General features: G+C 73.6%; 13 protein-coding genes. 9 read left to right on the top strand and 4 right to left on the bottom strand.

Annotation, left to right across the window (positions count from 1 at the left end):
* Positions 1-47: 47 nt before the first annotated feature.
* Genes IH61_RS0103225 through IH61_RS0103210 form a run of 4 tightly spaced genes read right to left on the bottom strand, consistent with a single transcriptional unit; the run spans position 48 to position 4,525 of the window.
* Positions 48-1,022 (bottom strand): phytanoyl-CoA dioxygenase family protein, encoded by a 975-nt coding sequence (locus tag IH61_RS0103225; RefSeq protein WP_031064540.1) that lies wholly within the window; start codon positions 1,020-1,022, stop codon positions 48-50.
* 23 nt (positions 1,023-1,045) lie between these two features.
* Positions 1,046-1,888 (bottom strand): FkbM family methyltransferase, encoded by an 843-nt coding sequence (locus IH61_RS0103220; RefSeq protein ID WP_051836170.1) that lies wholly within the window; start codon positions 1,886-1,888, stop codon positions 1,046-1,048.
* Positions 1,875-3,704: a B12-binding domain-containing radical SAM protein gene (locus IH61_RS0103215; RefSeq protein WP_031064535.1), complete on the bottom strand. Its 1,830-nt coding sequence runs from the start codon at positions 3,702-3,704 to the stop codon at positions 1,875-1,877. Before IH61_RS0103215 ends, IH61_RS0103220 begins: the two co-directional genes overlap by 14 nt.
* Positions 3,701-4,525 carry a hypothetical protein gene (locus IH61_RS0103210; protein WP_158844594.1) on the bottom strand — a complete coding sequence of 275 codons (825 nt, stop codon included), beginning with the start codon at positions 4,523-4,525 and terminating at the stop codon, positions 3,701-3,703. Before IH61_RS0103210 ends, IH61_RS0103215 begins: the two co-directional genes overlap by 4 nt.
* A 317-nt stretch (positions 4,526-4,842) precedes the next feature.
* Here IH61_RS0103210 and IH61_RS0103205 point away from each other — a divergent pair, with 317 nt between their 5' ends.
* Genes IH61_RS0103205 through IH61_RS0103165 form a run of 9 tightly spaced genes read left to right on the top strand, consistent with a single transcriptional unit; the run spans position 4,843 to position 21,244 of the window.
* Entirely contained in the window at positions 4,843-6,108 is a 1,266-nt protein-coding gene (locus IH61_RS0103205) for an MFS transporter (protein ID WP_037971470.1), read from the top strand.
* A 2-nt stretch (positions 6,109-6,110) separates the two neighbouring features.
* Entirely contained in the window at positions 6,111-9,383 is a 3,273-nt protein-coding gene (locus IH61_RS0103200) for a non-ribosomal peptide synthetase (protein ID WP_051836169.1), read from the top strand.
* Complete coding sequence (locus IH61_RS0103195; RefSeq protein WP_031064527.1) at positions 9,377-9,604, top strand: MbtH family protein; 228 nt, start codon at positions 9,377-9,379, stop codon at positions 9,602-9,604. Before IH61_RS0103200 ends, IH61_RS0103195 begins: the two co-directional genes overlap by 7 nt.
* The gene (locus IH61_RS0103190; protein ID WP_031064524.1) at positions 9,601-9,858 is read left to right on the top strand and encodes a hypothetical protein; all 258 of its coding nucleotides are present in this window, start codon (positions 9,601-9,603) and stop codon (positions 9,856-9,858) included. The genes IH61_RS0103195 and IH61_RS0103190 overlap by 4 nt, the downstream gene beginning before the upstream one ends.
* Positions 9,855-10,838: a TauD/TfdA family dioxygenase gene (locus tag IH61_RS0103185; RefSeq protein ID WP_078910786.1), complete on the top strand. Its 984-nt coding sequence runs from the start codon at positions 9,855-9,857 to the stop codon at positions 10,836-10,838. Before IH61_RS0103190 ends, IH61_RS0103185 begins: the two co-directional genes overlap by 4 nt.
* On the top strand, positions 10,835-12,541 hold the full coding sequence (locus tag IH61_RS40295) for a condensation domain-containing protein (RefSeq protein WP_063763121.1): 1,707 nt from the start codon (positions 10,835-10,837) through the stop codon (positions 12,539-12,541). Before IH61_RS0103185 ends, IH61_RS40295 begins: the two co-directional genes overlap by 4 nt.
* Entirely contained in the window at positions 12,538-18,456 is a 5,919-nt protein-coding gene (locus IH61_RS0103175) for a non-ribosomal peptide synthetase (RefSeq protein ID WP_051836168.1), read from the top strand. Before IH61_RS40295 ends, IH61_RS0103175 begins: the two co-directional genes overlap by 4 nt.
* Positions 18,441-20,003: an amino acid adenylation domain-containing protein gene (locus IH61_RS0103170; protein WP_051836167.1), complete on the top strand. Its 1,563-nt coding sequence runs from the start codon at positions 18,441-18,443 to the stop codon at positions 20,001-20,003. Before IH61_RS0103175 ends, IH61_RS0103170 begins: the two co-directional genes overlap by 16 nt.
* Positions 20,000-21,244, top strand: a complete 1,245-nt coding sequence (locus tag IH61_RS0103165) for a cytochrome P450 (protein WP_031064513.1) — start codon at positions 20,000-20,002, stop codon at positions 21,242-21,244. The genes IH61_RS0103170 and IH61_RS0103165 overlap by 4 nt, the downstream gene beginning before the upstream one ends.
* Positions 21,245-21,268 lie beyond the last annotated feature (24 nt).

Raw genomic sequence — 21,268 nt, 5'->3', positions numbered from 1 at the left:
CACGGTCCCGGTCGGGGACGCCCCGAGGGGCGTCCCCGGGTGAGTAGTTACAGGTAGGCGTTGTCGGGGTTGAGGCGGTCGCCGAGGACGGGGACGCAGCGGTGCTTGCTGATGTCGAGGTTGGAGCCGTCGACGGTGTCGCGGGTGGTGCGCTGGGGGTAGACCCAGGTGTCGCCGAGGGTGTAGCGGCCGTTGATGGCGAGGCGGGGCTTGGCGGTGGGGAGCGAGGCGCGGGAGCGGTGCATGCAGCGCTCGGTGAAGATGATGTACTCGCCGGCCTTCATGGGGACGGTCTGAGTGGCGCCGGGCTCGAGCTCGAAGGGTTCGGTGACGACGGCGAGGAGGTCCTCGCAGTGGGTCTCGAGCTGGTCGAAGAGCTCGTCGAGGGTGTACTTGTCGGCGTCGACGCCCTCGAAGACGCGGCGGGTGTCGATGTCGAGGATGAGGCTGTTGTTGGCCGCGCGGGAGAGGAGTTCCTCCTTGGTGCGGACGCGGTTGCGCGGGTCGACGTAGGCGCCGGACTCGCTGAGGCGGACCATGCGCTTGGGGTACTGGGCCTGCTGGGAGCCCTTGACGAACTCCATCACGCCGTCGTCCTCGGAGACGTCGGTGAGGGCCATCCAGAGCGTCCAGTCCCACTGGCCCGAGTGGTTGAGCGGGAACAGGGCGGGCCGGTGGCCGCCGACCTCCTCGCCGTCGAAGTAGCCGTACTCCTGGTGCCAGTCGATGGCGCCGTCGCCGGGGAACTTCTCGAACAGCTTGGTGCGCCAGAGGACGAGGGAGTCGGCGCCGGTGACCTCGGCCAGGGTGGAGACGAGCTCCGGCGCGGTCATCACGTCGCGCAGGGTCTCGTTGATCAGGTGCCAGTCCCGGACGGAATAGCGTCCGTACAGGGGCTGCTCGGGCTGCCGCTCGAGCAGGTCGGCGAAGAAGGCGGCGAGTTCGGCGATCACCTCCGGGGAGGCGAACCGGGGGAACGGGCCGGCGAAGCCCTGGGTCGCGAGCGATTCGCGTGGCGTCATGGCAGTCGTACCCGTCGTACCCGTCATCTGGTGTCTCCCTGTGAGTGTGTGAAGGAACGGGACGCGAAGACCATCGCGCGGTCGGCGTTCGCCGTCGTGCCGTCCTGGCGGACGCGGACGGCGAAGCCGCGGGCCTCCAGGTCGGCGGTGATCCCGTGCAGTCGGCCGGCCGTCGCGGTGCCGGGCTCGTCGTGGACCTCGACGGCGAGTTGGCGGATCAGCGGCCAGTGCTCGTCGTCGATCCCGTGCAGGACCTCGGCCTCGGCGCGCTGGACGTCGATCTTCAGCATGTCGATCCGGGTGAGCCGCTCCTCCTCGATGACCTCGGACAGCCGACGAAGCCGGCAGTCGTAGGGCTCCTCGCGGAACCGGTAGTCGAGCATCTCGTCGAGGAAGTCGGCGGCGTCGCCGAGGCCGGGGCCGTCAGCACCGTCGGCGCTGACGACCAGGTCGCGCACGTAGGCCCGGTCCGCCGCGGTGTCGGCGAGGGCGCTGCGGGCGGACATCGTGGTGTAGCCCGGGTAGAAGGTGAACCGGGCCTCGCCCGTACGGTCGGCGAGTCCGTACGGGAAGAGCTTGACCGCTTCTCCGTGTGCGGCGAGGTTGCGCCGCAGCTTGTCGAAGATCGGCGGCAGCGGTTCGAAGGCGTAGACGGTGGCGGTGGGGCAGTGCGCCCGGACGAAGAGCGCGTACACGCCGATGTTGGCGCCGACGTCGAGGACGACGGCGTGCTCGGGCAGTTCCAGGCCCTCGGGCAGGTAGCCGCGGCGGGTCACGATCTCCTCGTACAGGAACGCCGTCTCGTGCGCGTTGAGCCCGTCCAGGCGGGCCCGGTCGACGAGCGTCCCGGGTTCACTCGGAGGCATGGATCGCGGCCCCCAGTCTGCCTGCGGCCAGGCGGTAGAGCTCCTCGGCCTCGGCGGGGCCGATGGAGGAGAACTGGTGTGCCGTCTCGAAGCCCGGGTGGCGCTCCAACTTGACGCGGTAGTCGGGGAGTTCGGCGCCGCTGTGAATCATCTCCAGCCACTGTCCGGTACCGGGGTAGGGGCTGTTGATGTTCAGGGCGACGCAGCCGTCGGGGATGCAGCCGCTGCCGTGGAGTTCGGCGATCAGGTCGAGGGTGTTCAGCCGCTGCCGTTCGGTCTCGCCGAGGCCGAACTGCAGGGAGGTGCCGACCCGGATGCCGAGGTCGCGACAGAGGTGGGCGACCTCGCGGAACCTGGTCGCCCAGTCCACCGGGGTGGCGAGCACCCGGAGTTGGCGGACCTTCTGCACGGCGACGTTGTCCGGTTCGGCGGACTCGACGCCGAAGTAGATGTAGCTGCAGCCGGCCTGCGCCATGGCGCGCAGCGTGTCCGGGGTGACGTCGTTGATGGTGGTCTGGCAGCCCCACTCGACGGGTTCGCCGCCGGTCTCCTTGCGGAGCAGTTCGAGGAACTCTGCGAGCCAGCGCGGGTTCTGGGTGAAGGTGCTGTCGTCGAAGAAGACCGCCTCGAAGCCCTGCTCGCGGCGCAGGGCGATCTCCTTGACCACGTTCTCGGGGGTGCGCTGGCGCATCTTGGGCTGGTTGTAGAGGAAGGCGTCGGCCGACTCGTGGCAGAAGCTGCAGGAGTACTTGCAGCCGATGGCGGCCATCACCTGGGCGGTCAGGCGGTTGCCGAAGATCGAGAAGCGGTTCTCGTGGGTGAGCCGGGTCAGGTCGATGAACGGGATCTCGTTGCCGTCGATCGGCGCTCCGCTCAGTTCGACGGACTCGATGCGCTCGGTGTCGCGGTCGTAGAGGAAGAGCTCTCCGGTGCCCGGGAGTCGGGCGAAGCGTTCGCGGCCCGCCAGCAGGGCCCGCTTGACGCCCTCGATGCCCTCGTCCAGGTGCTCGGCGAGCACCCGCACCACCTCGGCGAGGGCGAACGGGGCCTCACCGGCGAAGACCAGGTCGACGGTCTCGCGCTCCTCGTCCTCGGCCAGGGTCTGCAGGGCCGGGAGCCGGCCGTACTCGGCGTCCGTCAGGTCGAACTGGGCGTGCGCGGCGCGCTTCCTGCCGTCCATGCCGCCGACCCGGAGGGCGGCCGAGCGGTAGGCGCGGGCGTTGACGGCGTCCTCGTGCTGTCCGCCGAGCAGGACCAGGCTGTCCGGGGAGAACTCCTTGACCAGGCAGGCGATCCGCAGGGCGAAGTGGTGGCCCTCGGAGAGGTTGCTGATGCCGACCAGGGCCGGCCGGTGCTGCTTCAGGCATCGGATCAGCTCGGCCTCGAAGGCCGGGCTGTAGGCGAGCGGGTTCATGACGCCGACGACCTCGGGCACCCGGGCGGCCGGGAACTCGTCGATCCGCAGTTGCCGGTCGAGGACGCTGGTCGCGTAGAGCAGCGGGGTGGGGATGCCGGGGAAGGAGCCGGTGGCGCCCTCCTCGACGTGCGGGGCGCTGACGAACAGGACGGGGAAGTGCTTGCGGCGGTGCCGCGCCCCGGCCGCGTCCCCGGAGTCGGCCTGCGTGAGTTCGAGGGCCAGTTCGCGGGCCAGCGCCTGGTCCGAGACCTCGCGCGGGTCCAGGCCGTCGAAGGGGTGCAGGCGCCAGTCCTTCTCGTGCTCGTAGAGGTCGCGGGCTATGCGCTCGCGCCGGGCGGCGCGCACCAGTTCGGCCGGATGCCCGTCGGGGGCGGCTCCGTGGAGCCCGGCGCCGGTCATCGGCGCAGCGCCCGTTCGGTGAAGGCGGCCACCTCGGGGTCGGCGAGCAGCTTGGCGCCGGGCACCTCGAAGCGGGTGGTCAGTGCGGGCTCGCCCGGCCAGGGCGCGGTGTGGTCGCGGGACAGGAGGAGGCGGGGGCCGCTCGGCCGGTCGGCGCGGGAGGCGGCGAGGAGGTAGGTGAGGTAGCGGGTGAAGCGGTCGGCGAGCTGGGCCCGCAGGGTCTCGGCGACGCCGAGCCGTCCGCAGACCGTGTGCACGGCCCGGGTGTAGGTCCGGAGCAGGGCGGTGGCGTCGGGGACCAGGTCCGCGCCGGGGGCCGGGTCGGCGCCGGGAACCAGGTCGGCGCCGGGAACCAGGTCGGCGCCGGGGAGGGCGACCGGCCGGCCGAACTCCTCGAGTTCGGCGGGCGTCATCCGGCCGCGCAGCGGGGCGAGGGCGAGTTCGAACTCCGTCACCAGGGTGTCCCGGTCGACGGGCAGCGGGTCGTAGAGCAGCACCGCCGGTGATCCCGGCGCGGCCTCCTGCAGGCCCCGCGCCAGGAGTTGGGCGAGCGGGGCGGCGGCGCACATCCCGAGGACGGCGCCCACGGGGCGGCCGTGGCGCAGGACCTCGTCCAGCCAGGGCCGGACGTACTCCTCGGGCGCGCTCTCCGGCAGCAGGTCACCGGTGGCGGGCAGCGGCGCGGTCTCCCAGACGGTGTGGTCGCCGAGCCGGGCGGCGAGGTCGGAGAACCCGGCGTCACCGCGGCCGGCCTCGAAGTTCACGGCGAGGACGAGGGTGTCACCCCCACCGCCCGGACAGCGCCAGTTGGTTAATTCCATCGAAACTCCATCTGTACCTCTCGGAAGAATTTCCAGGCCACCGCATTCACGTCGGAGCAATATTCCCGCCCCCTCGACACCCGAACTGCGGCGCCCGCCAATCACAGACGGCCCCCACCTTTTCCTACCCCGGCCATCGCGCACACGTCAAGGGTGATCGAACTGGCTCACAGCCAATCCCAAGGAAGCCAGGCGAACCTGAGTTGGTGTCAGCTCTAAGGTCCGGAGCAGCCAAGAAGGGTTGACGGAGCGCCGACACGGCTGATCTACTGACGTCTCGCCTCGTTCCAGATCAGCGGCTCCAGCAAGGGGAAGCAGTGCCGAACGTTTCCGGCTCATTATGGAAGAATCGCGATTTCAAGCTATTCCTGACGATTCAAACGCTGTCTTCCCTGGGTGATTCGTTCTCCTACGTGGCGCTTCCTCTGCTGGTTCTCCACGCCACCGGATCCGTTGTCCAGATGGGTATGGTGACGGCACTCCAGGGCGCCGCCTCGATCCTCACGGGCCTGTTCGCCGGGGTGGTCGTCGACCGGGTGGACCGCCGGCTGCTGCTCCTGCTCTGCGACGTGGCGCGGGGCGTTCTCTACGCGCTGATCCCGCTGGCCTGGATCTTCTCCCCGCAGCTGTGGGTGATCTACACGGTGGTGCCGATCGCCGGCGCCTTCGCGATGCTGTTCCGGGTCGGCTACGTGGCGATGACGCCCAGCCTGGTCGAGCGCGACCAGATCACCGAGGCCAACGGCAAGCTCTACGGCTCGTTCGCGGTGGCGAGCGTCATCGGCCCGGTGGTCGCTGGCATGGTCTGCGCCGCCGTCGGCCCCGAGGTCGCCATCGGCGTCGACGCCGCGAGTTTCATCGTCTCCGCCCTCGGCGTGCTGCTGGTGCGCACCCGCGAGCGGGCACACGAGACCGAGGCCGAGCAGGCGACCGAGCTGCCGCCGACCAGCCGGCGCAAGGCGCTGCTGGCGGAGTTCCTGGCGGGCGCCAGGTTCCTCTGGGACCACCCGATCATGCGGCCGCTCACCGTGCTGCTCTCGGTGCTGACCTTCCTCAACTACGGCCTCACCGACCTGATCATCTACTACCTCAAGGAGTCGCTGGGCCACAGCGACACCACCGTCGGCTACGTGCTCGCCGTCGCGACCATCGGCACCATGGTGGCCTCCTCGCTCGTGGCCCGGATCCGCAGGAAGATCGGCTTCGGCGCCACCTGGATCGGCGCCAACGTGCTGTGCGGCGCCGCCATCGCCTGCCTGGGCCTGTCCGCGAGCGTCCCGGTGATCGCCGCGCTGGCCTGCGTGATGCTGGCCAGTACCGGTGTCGGCGGGATCAGCTCGATGTCGCTGCGCCAGGAGGTCACCCCCGACAAGCTGCTGGGCCGGGTGACCTCGGCGTTCTGGACCATCCACTCGGCGCTCGGCCCGCTCGGCGCCGGCCTGCTGACGGCGGCGGCCTCCGCGTACGGCGTCAAGGCCGTCTGCCTGCTGATCGGCATCGGGAGCCTGCTGACCGCGCTGTACGGGCTGCGCACCGCGCTGTGGCGCAGCGCTCCCGAGCGCCCGCTGACGGAGGGTGTGTGAGCATGACCGCCACCGGATCGCACCGGCCGCTGTCGCCCGCGCAGCGCCGCTTCTGGTTCCTCGACCGGCTCTCCCCCGGCAGCCCGCAGTACAACGTCTGTTCGGCCGTGCGGATCGAGGGCCCGCTCGACCACCCGGCGGTCTCCCGCAGCCTGCTGGAGGTGCAGCGCCGGCACGAGGTGCTGCGCGCCCGCTTCCCCGCCGTACAGGGCGGGCCCGTGCTGCGGATCGCCGCCGAGCCCGCCGGGCCGACCCCGCTGGTCGACCTGAGCGGCCTGCCCGAGGCGGTCCGTACGGCCGAAGGCGAGCGAATAGCACGGCAGTTGGCGGCCCGGCCCTTCGACCTCCAGGAAGGCCCGCTGCTGCGCTCGGTGCTGGTGCGCGAGTCGGCAGACCGGCACACCCTGCTGCTCAGCCTGCACCACATCGTCTCCGACGGGTGGTCCACCACGGTCCTCGTCCGCGACGTGCTGCGCTGCTACCACGCGCTCGCCGCCGGACGGCCGCACCGGCTGCCCGAACTCTCCGCCCAGTACCCCGAGGTGGCCGCCGAGCAGGAGGGATGGCGCCTGTCCCCCGGCGAGTACGACCGCCAACTCGCCTACTGGCGGCAGCGGCTGGCCGGCCTGCCCAGCACCACCGAACTGCCGCCGGACTTCCCCCGCAAGCCCCGCCGCACGGCCCCCGCGACCGCCACCAGGCTCCCCCTGGATGCTGAACTCGCCGACTCCGTACGGGCGTTGGCCCGGGCAGAGCGCAGCACCCCGTTCATCGTGCTGCTCACCGCCCTGGCCGTCACCCTCTCGCGCCACCTGGACCGCGAGGACCTGGCGATCGGCGCCCCGGCCGCGCTGCGGGACGAGCCGCAGACCCACCAGCTGATCGGCCCGTTCCTCAACACCCTGGTGCTGCGCACCGACCTGACCGGCGCCCGGACCCTGCGCGAAGCCCTGGCCCGGGTGCGCCGCGGCTGCCTGGAGGCGTACCAGCACCAGGACCTGCCCTTCGACGAGGTGCTCGCCGCCCTCGGCACCGAGCGGGACCCGTCGGTCAGCCCGCTGTTCCAGATCGCCTTCCAGCACGTGCCCGCCACCGGGCCGCTGGACCCGGACGGCTTCGACGTCCAGGTGCACGAAGTGGACGCGGGCGCGGCCAAGTTCGACCTGACCCTGGACGCGATCGACCGGGCCGACGGGATGGAGTTCCTGGCCCACTACGACACCGGGCTCTACCGCGGCGAGACCGTCGAGCGCATGCTGCGCCACTGGCGTACGGTGCTCGGCCTGCTGGTCGAGCAGCCCGACACCCCGCTGGCCGAGGTGAGCCTGACCGACCCGGCCGAGCACGCCGCCGCCCTGGCGGCCGCCGCCGGAGCCCCCGTACCGGAGCCGGAGGCGCCCACCCTGCTCGACCTGATCGAGGCGCACGCCGAGCGCTGCCCGGACGCCCCGGCCGTGGTCAGCGGCCGGGACCGGCTCAGCTACCGGCAGCTCGACCAGGCCGCCAACCGGCTCGCGCACCGGCTGCGCTCGGCGGGCGCCCGCCCCGGAGACCGGGTCGGCATCCTGATGGAGCGCTCGGCCCGTACGGCGGTGGCCGTGCTGGCGGTCTGGAAGGCCGGCGCGGCCTGCCTGCCGCTGGATCTGGAGAGCCCCGCCGCCCGCCGCCGGCTGATCCTGGACGACGCCGGGGCGCGCCTGGTCATCGCCCAGGACGACCTGGCCGACGAACTCGGCGACGCCCCGGTCGAGTTGGTCACCGCGAGCGAAGCCCCGGCGCCGAGCACCCGCCCGCCCCGGACGACCGGGCCCGCCGACCTCGCCTACGTGATCTACACCTCCGGCTCGACCGGCAGGCCCAAGGGCGTGCTGGCCGCGCACCGGGGCCTGATCACCTTCCACCTGGCCTGGCAGGGGGCCTTCGCCCTGCGCGGCCGGATCACCGCGCACCTGCAGATGGCGAACTTCTGCTTCGACGGGTTCCTCGGCGAGTTCACCCGCTGCCTGGGCTCCGGCGCGACCCTGGTGGTCTGCCCGCGCGAGGTCTCCCTGCAGCCGGAGCGGCTGCTGCGGCTGATGCGCGAGGAGGGCGTCGACGTCGCCGACTTCGTGCCCGTCGTGCTGCGGAACCTGGTCAACCACGTCGAGGCGACCGGCGAGGGCCTGGACTTCCTCAAGCTCCTCATCGTCGGCTCCGACACCTACCCGTGCGACGAACTCGCCCGCATCCAGCGGCTCGCCGGGCCGGACACCCGGGTGGTCAACTGCTACGGCGTCACCGAGGCCGCGATCGACAGCACCTACTTCACGGTCGACCCGCAGGCCGAGCACGGGCCCGAGATCCTGATCGGCACCCCGCTGCCCGGCACCGAGGCGTACGTCCTGGACGAGCAGCTGCGGCCCGTGCCGCCGGGCGTGCCCGGCACCCTGTACGTGGCCGGCCCGGGCCTCACCCACGGCTACCTCGGCAGCGCCGGCCAGACCGCCGCCGCCTTCCTGCCCCACCCGTTCAGCACCGCCCCCGGCGCACGGATCTACCGCACGGGCGACCGCGTCCGTCACCGCCCGACCCCCGGGGGCCTGCGGATCGAGTACCTCGGCCGCAGCGACCAGCAGCTGAAGATCCGCGGCTACCGGGTGGAGCTCGGCGAGATCGAGGCCGCCCTGCGCCGCACACCCGGCGTCCAGGACGCCGTGGTGGTCACCGAGGGCAGCGACCCGGCGCAGCGGCGGCTGCACGCCTACCTGGTGCCGCGTCCTGGGGCCGGGGCCGGGGCCGGGGCCACCGACTGGTACGCGGTGCTGCGCGGGAGCCTGCCGCTCTACATGACCCCGAACCGGCTGGTGCTGCTGCCCGCGCTGCCGACCACCCCGAACGGCAAGCTGGACCGCGCCGCACTGGCCTCGGCCGGCGGCACCGAGGTGGCCCCGCCCGCCCACGGGACCCCGGCCCGCACCCCGGACGAGCTGCGCCTGGCCGAGCTCTGGGAGCAGGCCCTGGGGCGCACCGGGGTCGGCGTCCACGACGACTTCTTCGCCATCGGCGGCAACTCGCTGCTCGCCCTCCAGGTGATCGCGCAGGTGCGCGAGGAGTGGGGCTCCGAGATCGCCGTCCGGACCTTCTTCAAGACCCCCACCGTGGCCGGGCTCGCCGCCGCCGTCCAACAGCAGGCCGGGCAGGCGCAGGCCGGGCAGGCCCGGCCACCGGCGGCCCGGCTGGGCCCGATCATCCCCGTCGAGCGGGAGACCATCCAACTGCCAGAGGAGGCATGGTGACGACGGAACAGCCGCCCGAGGACGCAGCCCGCTACCGGGTGGTCGTCAACCACGAGGAGCAGCACTCCATCTGGCCGGCCGACCGGCCCGCACCGGCGGGCTGGCGGGACGAGGGCACCAGCGGCACGCGGGCCGAGTGCCTGCGCCGCATCGAGGACGTCTGGACGGACATCAGGCCCCTGAGCCTGCGCGTCCGCATACAGGAGAGGCAGGCGCAGTGACCACGTACTACCGGGGCTTCCTGCTCCGCGACGTCCGCCGCTTCGCCGACTGGGCGGACTCCGCCCTGCCCGGCAGCGCCGAACTGCCCGACGAGACGGTGGTGTTCCTGCGCGAGGACCTCACGGTCGTACGGAACCCGGTGCTGGCCGACCAGGAGGTGCTGTGGGACAGCGCCACCCCGCAGTGGCGCGCGTTCTGCGAGCAGGACCTGCGCTTCGAGCTGCCCGACGACCTGCGGGCGGCCCGGGCATGAACGGGCGGCCCGACGGCGGCGCGACGCTGCCCCTGGTGATCGGCGCCGACGCGCCCACCGGCGATCTGCACGACCTCCACGACCTGCTCACCGGCAGGCGCGCCGAGCTGCGGGCCGACCTGCGCCGGCACGGGGCGATCCTGTTCCGCGGCTTCCGGGTCGGCGGCGTGGACGGCTTCGCGGAGGCGGTGCGCCGCTTCTCCGGCGAGCCGCTCGCCTACCAGGAGCGCTCCTCGCCGCGCACCACCATCAAGGGGCACGTCTACACCTCGACGGAGTACCCGGCGCACGAGGAGATCTTCTTCCACAACGAGAACTCCTACCGCAGCGCGTGGCCTATGACGCTGTTCTTCCACTGCGTGCAGGCCCCGGCCGACCGCGGCGCCACGCCGCTGGCCGACGTCCGGCAGGTGCTGCGCGCACTGGACCCGGCGGTGCTGGAGGAGTTCACCCGCCGCCGCTGGATGGTGGTGCGCAACTTCGGCTCGGACTTCGGCCTGCCCTGGCAGGAGGTGTTCGACACCGACAGCCGCGAGGACGTGGACCGCTTCTGCGCCGCCAACCGGGTCGAGGCCGAGTGGCTGCCCGGCGGCCGGCTGCGCACCCGCTCGGTGCGCGAGGCGGTGCACCGCCACCCGGAGACGGGCGAGGCGGTCTGGTTCAACCACGCCGCGATCTTCCACCTGTCCTCGCTCTCCCCCGACGTCCGGGACGGCATGCGGGAGATGTTCGACGAGGAGGACCTGCCGAACAACAGCTACTTCGGCGACGGCGGCGCCATCCCGGACGAGGTGATGGCGCACGTACGGGACTGCTACCGCGCCGCCGCCACCCGGTTCGACTACCGCGAGGACGACGTGCTGATCGTGGACAACATGCTGACCGCGCACGGGCGCGAGCCGTTCACCCCGCCGCGCCGGATCGCCGTGGCGATGGCCGAGCCGACCGCCGAGCCGAGCGCAGCGGTCGGTTCGCTGTGAACGCACGGGCCACCGCCGCCGAGGTCTCCTCGGCCCAGGCCAGGATCCACTTCCTGGACCGGACCGCGCCCTCCGGAGCCGTCTACAACATCGCCCGGAGCATCGAGCTGACCGGCGAGCTCGACCTCGGCTGCCTCACCGGGGCGGTACGGGACTGCGTGGAGCGCCACGAGAGCCTGCGGACCTGCTTCACCACGATGCAGGGCAGGCTGCTGCAGATCGTCACGGCGCAGCAGCCCGTGCTGCGCGTCATCGACCTCTCCGCGCTCTCCGCCCTTCCGCCCGCCGAGGGCGTGCCGACGGCCGGGGAACTGGTCGAGCAGTTGGCCCGGCAGGAGGCCGAGGAACCGTTCAACCTCAAGCGCGCCCCGCTGGTTCGCCTACGGCTGATCCGGCTCTCCCGGCAGCGGCACGTCCTGCTGGTGACGCTGCACCACATCATCGCCGACGCCTGGTCCCTCGACCTGTTCCTCCGGGAGCTGGCCGGGCGCTACCGGGCCCGGGTCTCCGGCCGGACCGACCCCGAGCCCGCCCCGCCGCTGCAGTACGCCGACTACGCGGCCTGGCAGCGCCGGGCCGTCGACGGCGGCGCCTTCGACCCCGCCGTCGCCTACTGGCGCGAGAAGCTGGCCGACCTCACCGAGCTGGACCTGGGCGCCGACCGGCCCCGCCCCCAGCGGCCCTCCCACCGGGGCGGGACCCACCTCGCGCCGCTCGCACCCGACCTCGCCGAGCGGCTGCGGCCACTGTGCCGCGAGGAGGGCGCCAGCCTGTTCATGGCGCTTCTGGCCGCCTTCACCGTGGTGGCCCACCGGCGCACCGGGCTGGGCGACATCGTGCTGGGCGGCACCACCTCCGGCCGTGAGCGCCCGGAGCTGCGCGAGATGATCGGCTGCTTCGTCAACATGCTGCCGCTGCGGACCGCCGTCGATCCGAAGGACTCCCTGCGCGCGGTGCTCCGCAGCACCGCCCGGACCTGCCAGGACGCGTACGAGCACCAGGAGCTGCCCTTCGAACAGCTGGTGGCGGAGGTCGGCGGCGTCCGCGAGCCCGGCCGCCACCCCGTCTTCCAGACCGTCTTCCAGCTGCTGGACGACCGCGCGCCGCAGCTCACCTTCCCCGGCCTGGACGCCCGGCTTCATGCCGTGGACCGCGAGACCTCGACCTTCGACCTGGTCTGCACGGTGCTGGACGGCGACGACCGGCTGACCGGCTCCTTCGAGTACGCCACCGACCTCTACGACGGCAGGACGGTGGCGCAGCTGGCCGACGCCTGGGCGCTGGTGCTCGAGGCCATGGCCGCCGACCCCGACCAGGGCGTGGCGGACCTGCCGCTGCCGCTGGCCCAGGTCTCCCCCGCCGCACGGCCGGCCCCCGAGCCCGCCCCGGGCCGGGCGCCGTACGCCGCGCCGGTGGGCGCCACCGAGCAGCTGCTCGCCGAGGACTGGGCCGCGCAGCTGGGCCTCGACGCGGTCGGGCGGCACGACAACTTCTTCGTCCTGGGCGGCCACTCCCTGCTGGCCACCATCCTCATCACCGGATACCAGGAGCGCTTCGGCGTCGAGCTGCCGTTGGAACGCTTCCTCGGCAGCGCCACCGTCGCCGAACTCGCCCGGGTCGTCGACGCGCTGCGCGACGGCGACCGGACGGGCGGCGGCGAGCCTGTGGCGATCCGGCCGACCGGAGGCCCGGCACACCCATGACCGACTTGACCGAACCGACGCAACCGACCGAGCACACCGGCGAGGCCGACGCGCCGCTCTCCTCCGCCCAGCGCCGGGTCCTCTTCCTCAGCGAACTCCAGCCGGACAGCGCGTTCTACCACAACCTGAACGCCTACCGGCTGACCGGCCCGCTCGAACTCCCGGTGCTGGCCCGCTGCCTCGACGAGATCACCGCCCGCCACGAGGTGCTGCGCACCGCCTTCCTGGAGGTCGCGGGCACCCCGGTGCAGCGGGTCGTGCCGCCCACGGGCGCGCCGCTGCCGGTGGTCGACCTGCGCGGGCTGCCCCGGCCCGTACGGGAGCGGGAGCACCAGCGGCTGATGCTCGCCGAGCGCTCCCGCCCGTTCGACCTGGCCGCCGGGGCCGTGGCGCGCTTCACCGTGGTGCTGCTCGGCGCGGAACAGGCCGTACTGCTGGCCTCCTTCCACCACGCGGTGATCGACGGCTGGTCCCTGGCCGTCTTCGGCCGGGAGCTCCAGGACCTGTACGAGGCGTTCCAGATGGGCCTGCCGTCCCCGCTGGAGCCGCTGCCGGTGCAGTACGCGGGGTTCAGCCGGTGGCAGCAGGAGTGGTCGCGCAGCGCGGAGGGTGCGCGGCAGCTCGAGTACTGGGTGGAGCGGCTGAGCGGCGCGCCCGCCCTGCTGCGGCTGCCGACCGACCGGCCGCGCCCGGCGGTTCAGAGCTACCGGGGTGCCACCCACCGCTTCCGGCTCTCCGCCGAACTCGGCGCGCAGCTCACCGAGTTGGGCGCCCGGTCCGGCGCGACGCCGCACATGGCCCTGCTCGCCACCTTCGCGCTGCTGCTCGCGCGCTACAGCGGCGACCGGGACCTGGTGGTCGGCGGCCCGATCGCCAACCGCCGCCGCCCCGAACTCCACGGCCTGATCGGCTTCTTCGCCAACACCCTGCTGTACCGCGTCCGGCCGGACCTCGGCGCCTCCTTCGAAGAGCTGCTGGCCCAGGTACGGCAGACCTGCCTGGAGGCGTACGAGCACCAGGACGTCCCGGTGGACGAGATCGCCCAGCGGCTCTCCCCCGAGCGCGACCTCGGCCACAACCCGCTCTACCAGGTCAACTTCACCCTGCACAACACACCGCCGCTGACCGAGTCGATGGCGGACCTGCGGGTGCAGCTGCTGGACACCGACTCCGACGCCGCGCGCTTCGACCTGGACCTCAACATCCTCCAGACGCCCGAGGGCCTGGAGTGCTTCATCGACTACGCGACGGACCTGTTCGACGCGGCGACCGTGGCGAGGTTCGCCCGCTCCTTCGAGCTGCTGCTGACCGCCGTCGCCGCCGATCCCGCGCGGCCGGCCGGGGCTTACCCCATCGTGCCGGGCGAGGAGCTGCACCGCATTCTGCGGGAGTGGAACGACACCGCCGCCCCGGTGCCCGACGCCACGCTCACCGAGCTGTTCGAGGCCCAGGCGGCCCGCACGCCCGAGGCCGTGGCCGTCAGCACCGAGAGCGCCGAGGGCGCCGAAGCCGTCGAGGCCCCCGAGCTCAGCTACCACGAGCTGGACCGCACCGCCAACCGGCTGGCCCACCACCTGCGCGCCCTGGGGGCCCGGCCGGGCGAGGTGGTCGCCGTCCTGCTCGACCCCGCGGCGGAGACGATCGCCGTCCTGCTGGGCGTCATGAAGTCCGGCGCGGCCTTCCTGCTGCTCGACCCGGCGCATCCGGACTCACGGCACGCCGCCGTGCTGGCCGACAGCGCCGCCGCGGTGCTGGTCACCCGGGGCGAGCCGCGCGTGACCTGCGCCGAGGTCGTACGGCTGGACACCGACTGGGAGGCCATCGCCTCCGGCCCGGACACCGCGCCGGTCGGCGGTGCCACGCCCCAGGACACGCTGTACCTGATGTACACCTCGGGCTCCACCGGCGCGCCCAAGGCCGCCGTGCTGGCCCACCGGCACCTCGTCAACTACCTCTCCTGGGTGACCGGCCGCTTCACCCCGGAGAACGGCGACGGCGTGCCGGTGCACTCCTCGCTCGCCTTCGACCTCACGGTGACCAGCATCTTCGCCCCGCTGCTGGTCGGCCAGCGGCTGCTGCTCCCGCCCGCCCAGGCCGCGCCGGGGACGGCCCTGCCGCTGCTGCTGGACCGGGTGGCGCCGGGCGCGGAGATGGCCTTCGTCAAGCTGACGCCCTCCCACCTGCGCCTGCTGGAGCACCGCCGACCGGCCCCCGGCGCCGGGCGGCTGCCCGCCCGTACGGTGATCATCGGCGGCGAGGGGCTGTACGAGGAGTCGATCGCCGACCTGCGCGGGCCCGGCGGCCCGGTGCTGGTCAACGAGTACGGCCCGACCGAGACCGCGGTGGCCTGCACCGCCTACCAGGTCGGCGAGGAGCGCTCCGCCTCCGGCCGGGTGCCGATCGGCACCCCGATCGCCAACGCCCGGGTCTACGTCCTGGACGACGCCATGCGGCCCGTCCCGGTCGGCGTGACCGGGGAGCTCTACGTCGGCGGGGCGGGCGTCGGCTACGGCTACTGGCGCCGGCCCGCGCTCACCGCCGAGCGGTTCGTACCGGACCCGTTCGCCGACGAGCCGGGCGCGCGGCTGTACCGGACCGGCGACTTCGCGCGCCACCTGCCCAACGGCGACCTCGAGTACCTGGGCCGCCGCGACGAGCAGGTGAAGCTGCGCGGCTACCGGATCGAGCTCGGCGAGATCGAGGCCGCGCTGACCGCGCACCCGGCCGTCCGCCAGTGCGCCGTCGACCTCGTCCCCCGCCCCTCCGGGGAGGACCAGCTCACCGCCTTCGTCCGGCTCCGGCCGCAGTCGCAGGCGGCCGACTGGCAGCACGAGCGCCTGGACGAGTGGCACCGGCTCTACGAGGACACCTACCGCGACCTGCGCGAGGACGCCGACCCGACGTTCAACCTGGCGGGCTGGAACAGCAGTTACACCGGGCGCCCGCTCGACGAGGGCGAGATGGCGGCCTGGCTGGACGACACCGTGGCCAGGATCCACGCACTGCGCCCGGAACGGGTGCTGGAGATCGGCTGCGGCACCGGCATGATCACCAGCCGGGTGGCCGGCTCCTGCGCCTCCTACCTCGGCACCGACCTGTCGCCCGCCGCCATCGCCTACCTGCGGCGCACCCTGCCCGGGACGGCCGCCGAAGGCGCCGAGCTCCTCGCGGCCCCGGCGCACCTGAGCGTGCCCGAGGGCCAGGAGTTCGACACCGTGGTGGTCAACTCGGTGGTCCAGTACTTCCCTTCGGTGGACTACCTGCTGGAGGTGATCGAGCGCGCGGTGGCCGCGATGCCCGCCGGGGGCCACGTCTTCCTCGGCGACCTGCGCAGCCTGCCGCTGCTGGAGCTCTTCCACACCTCGGTGCAGGCCCACAAGGCCCCGGCCGCCATGCGGATCGCCGAGCTGCGCTCGCGCGTCCGGCGGGCCGTCGCCAACGAGCCCGAACTCTGCCTGGACCCACGGCTGTTCGAGGAGCTCGGACGGCGCCGGCCCGGGATCCGGGAGGTCCGGGTCCTGCCGAAGCGCGGCCGCTACCGCAACGAGCTCAGCTGCTTCCGCTACGACGTGGTGCTCACCGTCGGCTCCCCCGCCGGTTCGGAACCCGACGGGCCTGGACTCGACGGGCCCGAACTCGACGGTCCTGAACTCGGCGGGCCTGAACTCGACCGGTCGGCCGAGGGGTTGGACCTCGAAGCCCTGGGCCGGCTCCTCGACGAGCACAAGCCGCCACGGCTCCGGCTGCGGAACGTCCCCAACGCCCGCCTCGCCACAGCCGACGAGCTGCACCGCCTGCTCGCCGAGCGCGACCCGGCCTCCTCGGTCGGGGAACTGCTGGGGGCCGCCACCGCCCGCGAGCCCGCCGGGGTCGACCCCGAGGACCTGTGGGCGCTGGAGGAGCGGCACGGGTACCGGGTCGAGCTGAGCTGGCACACCGGGCGGGCGGACGGCGCCTTCGACGCCGTCCTGGTGCGCGAGGACACGACGGCGGCCACGCCGTCCGCGCCCGCCGCCGAACCGCTGCCCGCCTTCGAGCCGCGCCGGTACGCCAACGACCCGCTCTGGCACCGGGCCGCCTCCGCCGCCGTACCGCAGATCTCCGAGCACCTGCGCGAGCGGCTGCCCGAACCGATGCTGCCCGCCCGGTTCGTGGTCCTCGCGGAGCTGCCGCTGACCTCCAACGGCAAGGCCGACCGGGCGATGCTGCGCCGGCTCGCCACCGACCCGGCAGCCGATACCGCCGGAGCCGAGCGCCCGGCCCTCGAGGTCGCCGCCCGCCCGCTGACCGGCACCGAGCAGGCCGTCGCCGCGATCTGGCAGGAGCTGCTCCACTGCACGGACGTCACGGCCGAGGACGACTTCTTCGGCCTGGGCGGCCACTCCCTGCTGACCCTGCAGCTGGTCTTCCGGCTCCGCCGCAGGTTCGAGGTGGAGCTCCCGGTCCGCGCCCCCTTCGAGTACCGCACACTCGGCGAACTGGCCGCCCACCTGGACGGGTTGCTGAGCGAAGCGGCGGCCCCGGACGCCTCGGCCGCCGAGCGGCCGCGCCTCGCCAGGGTGGCCCGCAGCGAGGAGATGGCGCCGTCCTTCGCCCAGGAGCGGCTCTGGATCGCCGACCAGCTCCGCCCGGGCGACGTCGAGTACAACGTCCCGGCCTTCGACCGGCTGCGCGGGCCGCTGGACCTGGCCGCGCTCCAGCGGGCGCTGAACGGGATCGTCGCCCGGCACGAGGTGCTCCGCACCGTGCTGGTCGCCCCGGAGGGGCTGCCCCTGCAGTCCGTGCGCCCGTACCGGCCGTTCGAGGCGCCGCTGATCGACCTGGGCGGCCTTCCCCCCGAGGTTCGGGAGGCCGAGCTCGAACGGCTCGCCGACCTCGAGTACCACCGGCCCTTCGACCTGGCCGAGGGGCCGATGCTGCGCACCCACCTGGTGCGGCTCGCCCCCGAGGACCACGCGCTGCTGCTGAGCTTCCACCACATCGTCCACGACGCCTGGTCGATGGGCCTGTTCATGGGTGAACTGCGCGAGCTGTACGGCGCGTTCAGCACCGGGCGGGCCCCCGCCACGCCACCGCCGGCCGTCCAGTACGCGGACTACGCGGCCTGGGAACGGCGGCTGCTGGACGAGGGACACTTCGACCAGCAGCTCGACCACTGGAAGCAACGCCTCGACGGCGTCGCCCAGTTGCCGCCGCTGCCGACCGACAACCCGCGCCCGGCGAGGCTCTCCTCGGCCGGCCGGGTGGTGCCGGTGCGCTACCCGGAGCGGACGGCTCGGGCCGTCCGCGCACTCGCCCAGGAGACGAACACCACCCCGTTCGCCGTCCTGCTGACCGCACTCGGCGCGGCGCTGCACGAGTACACCGGGCTCACGGACCTCGCGGTCGGCACCGATGTGGCGAACCGGCAGGAGCCGGAGAGCGAACGGATGATCGGCTTCTTCGTCAACCAGCTGGTGCTGCGCCTGGACGCCTCCGGGGACCCGAGCGGGCGCGGGCTGCTGCGCCGCGCCCGGGCCACCGTACTGGAGGCGCTCGCCCACCAGCAGGTGCCGTTCGACCTGGTGGTGCGCGCCCTCAACCCCCGGCGCAGCGGCAGCCACGCGCCGCTGTTCCAGGTGAAGCTGGTGCTGGACACCACGCCCGGCGGCGACGACGGCGAGGCGCTGGCGGGCCTGGAGGTGCGGCCGATGCCCTCCCGCCTGGACACCACCCGCTGCGACCTCGCGCTGATCCTGCGCGACGCCCCGGACGGCCTCAGCGGCTTCCTGGAGTACCGCGCGGAGCTCTTCGAGGAACCGACCGTGCACCGGCTGCTCGGGCGGATCTCGGCCCTGCTGGACGGACTGCTCGTGGACCCGGACCGGCCGCTGTCCCAACTCGCCGACGGGGAGGCGCCGTGGAACCGGGTCTGACCTTCACCACGATCGCCGGGCCGCCCCTCGGCCCGACCCGCCCGATCCTCGAGCTGCTGCGCCCCTGGCCCGCGCGGCGGCCCGACCGGCCCGCCGTCACCGACCCGGAGGGTTCGCTGACCTACCGTCAGCTCCACGCGCACGCCGCCCGACTGGCCGGTGAGCTGGCGGCGGCCGGGGTCCGGGCGGGAGAACCGGTGGTCGTACGGGCCCGGCCGGGCCGCTGGGCGGTGGCGGCGATGCTCGGCGTGCTCGGCGCCGGAGCGCAGTACGTGCCCGTGGACACCGGGTTCCCGGCCGCCCGGCAGCAGACCGTCCTGCGCGCCTCCGGCGCCCGGTTCCTGGTGCTCGAGGCCGGGGAGCCCGAGACGGCCGAGCACCGGGTCTTCCACGTCGGCCTGCCCGAACCGTCCTCCGCTGTGGCCAAGTTGCCCGAGCTGCCCGAGCTGCCCGAGCTGCCCGAGCTGCCCGCCGACCGTCCGGCGTACACCATGTACACCAGCGGCTCGGGCGGCACCCCGAAGGGCGTCACGGTCTCGCACGGCAACCTCGGCTACTCCACCGAGGCCCGGACGGCGTACTACGGCGAGGCACCGTCGGTCTTCCTGCTCTGCTCCTCGATCTCCTTCGACAGTTCGGTGGCCGGGATCTACTGGTCGCTGGCCACCGGCGCGCACCTGGTCGTGCCCAGTGCCAACCCGCTGGACACCGAGGCGATCGCCCGGGCGGCGGCCCGGCACCGCGCCTCGCACCTGCTGCTGCTCCCCTCGCTGTACGAGGCGCTGCTCGACGCCGGGCACGGGGAGGCGCTGGCGAGCCTGCGGTGCGTGATCGTGGCCGGGGAGAGCTGTCCGCCCGCGCTGGTCCGGGAGCACTTCGCCGAGCTGCCCGGGGCCGCGCTGCACAACGAGTACGGCCCCACCGAGTGCACCGTCTGGTCCCTGGCGCACACCTGCCGGCCCGAGGACGCGGCGGGCACGAGCGTCCCGATCGGCCGCCCGATCCCCGGCGCGGCCGTCCATCTCGCCTCCGGCACCGGCGAGTTGTGGGTCAGCGGCCCCGGCGTCGCCCTGGGGTACGCGGGCCACGGCGACGGGCCCGGACCGTTCGCCCCGGTCGAGGGGCGGCCCGGCTACCGGACCGGCGACCTGGCCCGGCTCGACGAAGCGGGCACCGTCCACTTCCTCGCCCGCGCGGACGACCAGCTGAAGCTCGCCGGGATGCGGATCGAACTCCCGGAGATCGAGCAGCTGGTGCGCGAGCACTCCGGCGCCGCCGCGGCCGCCGTCGGGGTGGTGCGCCGCCCCGGCGCGCCCGTACGGCTGGTGGCGTTCGTGGTGGCCCCCCGCCCCGGCTTCGACCCGGCCCTGCTCTACCGCGCCCTGCTCTCCGCGCTGCCGCAGGCCGCCGCGCCGCGCGCCGCCCAGGTGCTGGAGCGGCTGCCCGTCCTGCCCAACGGAAAGCTCGACCGGGCCGCCCTGAACCGGCTGGCCGCCGAGCACGCCACCGCCTCCAGGACCACCGCTGCCAGGAGAGACGCCCGATGACCAGCCCTCGCGCGGCCGCCCCGCCCCCCGGGTGCCCGGCCTTCGACCCCACCGACCCGGCCGCCCACCAGCGCCCCGACCACCCGGCCGGCTGGCACGAGCTGCGCCGGGGCGCGCCCGTCCAGCGGCTGGACTCCCCCGCCTTCGGCCCCTACTGGTCGGTGACCGGCCACGCCGCGGCGACCCAGGTGCTGAGCGCCCCCGAGCTGTTCACCTCGACCCTCGGCATGCGCCTGGGCGCGCCGGAGGCGGCGGTACGGGCCGCCGCGGGCCGGATGCTGGTGGTCTCCGACGGGCCGCAGCACCAGCGGGTGCGCGCGGCGCTGGCGCCCTGGCTCCAGCGCCGGGCGCTCGAGGGAGCCCGGGAGGTCCTGCGCCGACGGCTGGCCGAGCGGCTGGACGCCCTGGTCGGCGACCGGCCGGTGGAGATCGTCACGGGCCTGGCCGAGGTGCTGCCCACCTGGGTGGTCTGCGACCTGCTCGGCGTGCCGGAGGCCGACTGGGACCACCTGGCCGCGCTGGCCGGGACGGCCTTCCGCGAGGAGAACGCCTCCCCGGCGGCCCGCCAGGCCGCCAGCGCGGGCATCTTCGGCTACTTCGCCGAGATGCTGGAGGACCGCCGCGAGAACCCGAACGAGGATCTGATCAGCAGCCTGCTGCGCGACCAGGACGGACCGGGCGGGCTGACCGACGAGGAGATCCTGCTCAACTGCGACGGACTGGTCAACGGCGGCCTGGGCACCACCCGGCACGCCGTCTCCGGTGCCGTCCTCGCGATGGCCGAGCACCCGGACACCTGGGCCCGCCTGGCGGAGAACCCGCACCTGCTCGGGCCCGCCGTGGAGGAGGTGCTGCGCTGGACGACGCCGCCCATGCACATGATGCGCACCGCGACCCGGGACACCGAGCTCTGCGGGGCCGAACTGGCCGCCGGCGACCGGGTCGTGCTGTGGATACCGTCCTGCAACCGCGACGGGACCGTCTTCGAGCGGCCCGACGAGTTCCTGATCGACCGCCGCCCCAACCCGCACCTGAGCCTGGGCGCCGGGCCGCACTACTGCATCGGCGCCGCCCTCGCCCGGCTCGAACTGCGCACCCTGCTCCAGGTGTTGCTCGACCGGGCCGCCCGGATCGTGCCCGCGGGCGTGCCCGTCCGCTCCGCCTCCACCTTCCTGCACGGCCTCGACCGGCTGGAGGTCACCCTCGTCCCCCGCACCGACCCGCCCGGAGGCTCCGTATGACCAAGGACGCCGCATGACCAAGGA

Origin of the sequence: Streptomyces sp. NRRL WC-3742, from assembly GCF_000720635.1 — a bacterium.
Lineage (GTDB): Bacteria > Actinomycetota > Actinomycetes > Streptomycetales > Streptomycetaceae > Kitasatospora.
This window is presented reverse-complemented; position numbering and strand designations above follow the sequence as displayed.

What these genes read in the sequence shown, in the direction of transcription:
- IH61_RS0103225 (WP_031064540.1), bottom strand. Translation starts at nt 1,022, where the DNA reads ATGACGCCACGCGAATCGCTCGCGACCCAGGGCTTCGCCGGCCCGTTC.
- IH61_RS0103220 (WP_051836170.1), bottom strand. Translation starts at nt 1,888, where the DNA reads ATGCCTCCGAGTGAACCCGGGACGCTCGTCGACCGGGCCCGCCTGGAC.
- IH61_RS0103215 (WP_031064535.1), bottom strand. Translation starts at nt 3,704, where the DNA reads ATGACCGGCGCCGGGCTCCACGGAGCCGCCCCCGACGGGCATCCGGCC.
- IH61_RS0103210 (WP_158844594.1), bottom strand. Translation starts at nt 4,525, where the DNA reads ATGGAATTAACCAACTGGCGCTGTCCGGGCGGTGGGGGTGACACCCTC.
- IH61_RS0103200 (WP_051836169.1), top strand. Translation starts at nt 6,111, where the DNA reads ATGACCGCCACCGGATCGCACCGGCCGCTGTCGCCCGCGCAGCGCCGC.
- IH61_RS0103195 (WP_031064527.1), top strand. Translation starts at nt 9,377, where the DNA reads ATGGTGACGACGGAACAGCCGCCCGAGGACGCAGCCCGCTACCGGGTG.
- IH61_RS0103185 (WP_078910786.1), top strand. Translation starts at nt 9,855, where the DNA reads ATGAACGGGCGGCCCGACGGCGGCGCGACGCTGCCCCTGGTGATCGGC.
- IH61_RS0103175 (WP_051836168.1), top strand. Translation starts at nt 12,538, where the DNA reads ATGACCGACTTGACCGAACCGACGCAACCGACCGAGCACACCGGCGAG.
- IH61_RS0103165 (WP_031064513.1), top strand. Translation starts at nt 20,000, where the DNA reads ATGACCAGCCCTCGCGCGGCCGCCCCGCCCCCCGGGTGCCCGGCCTTC.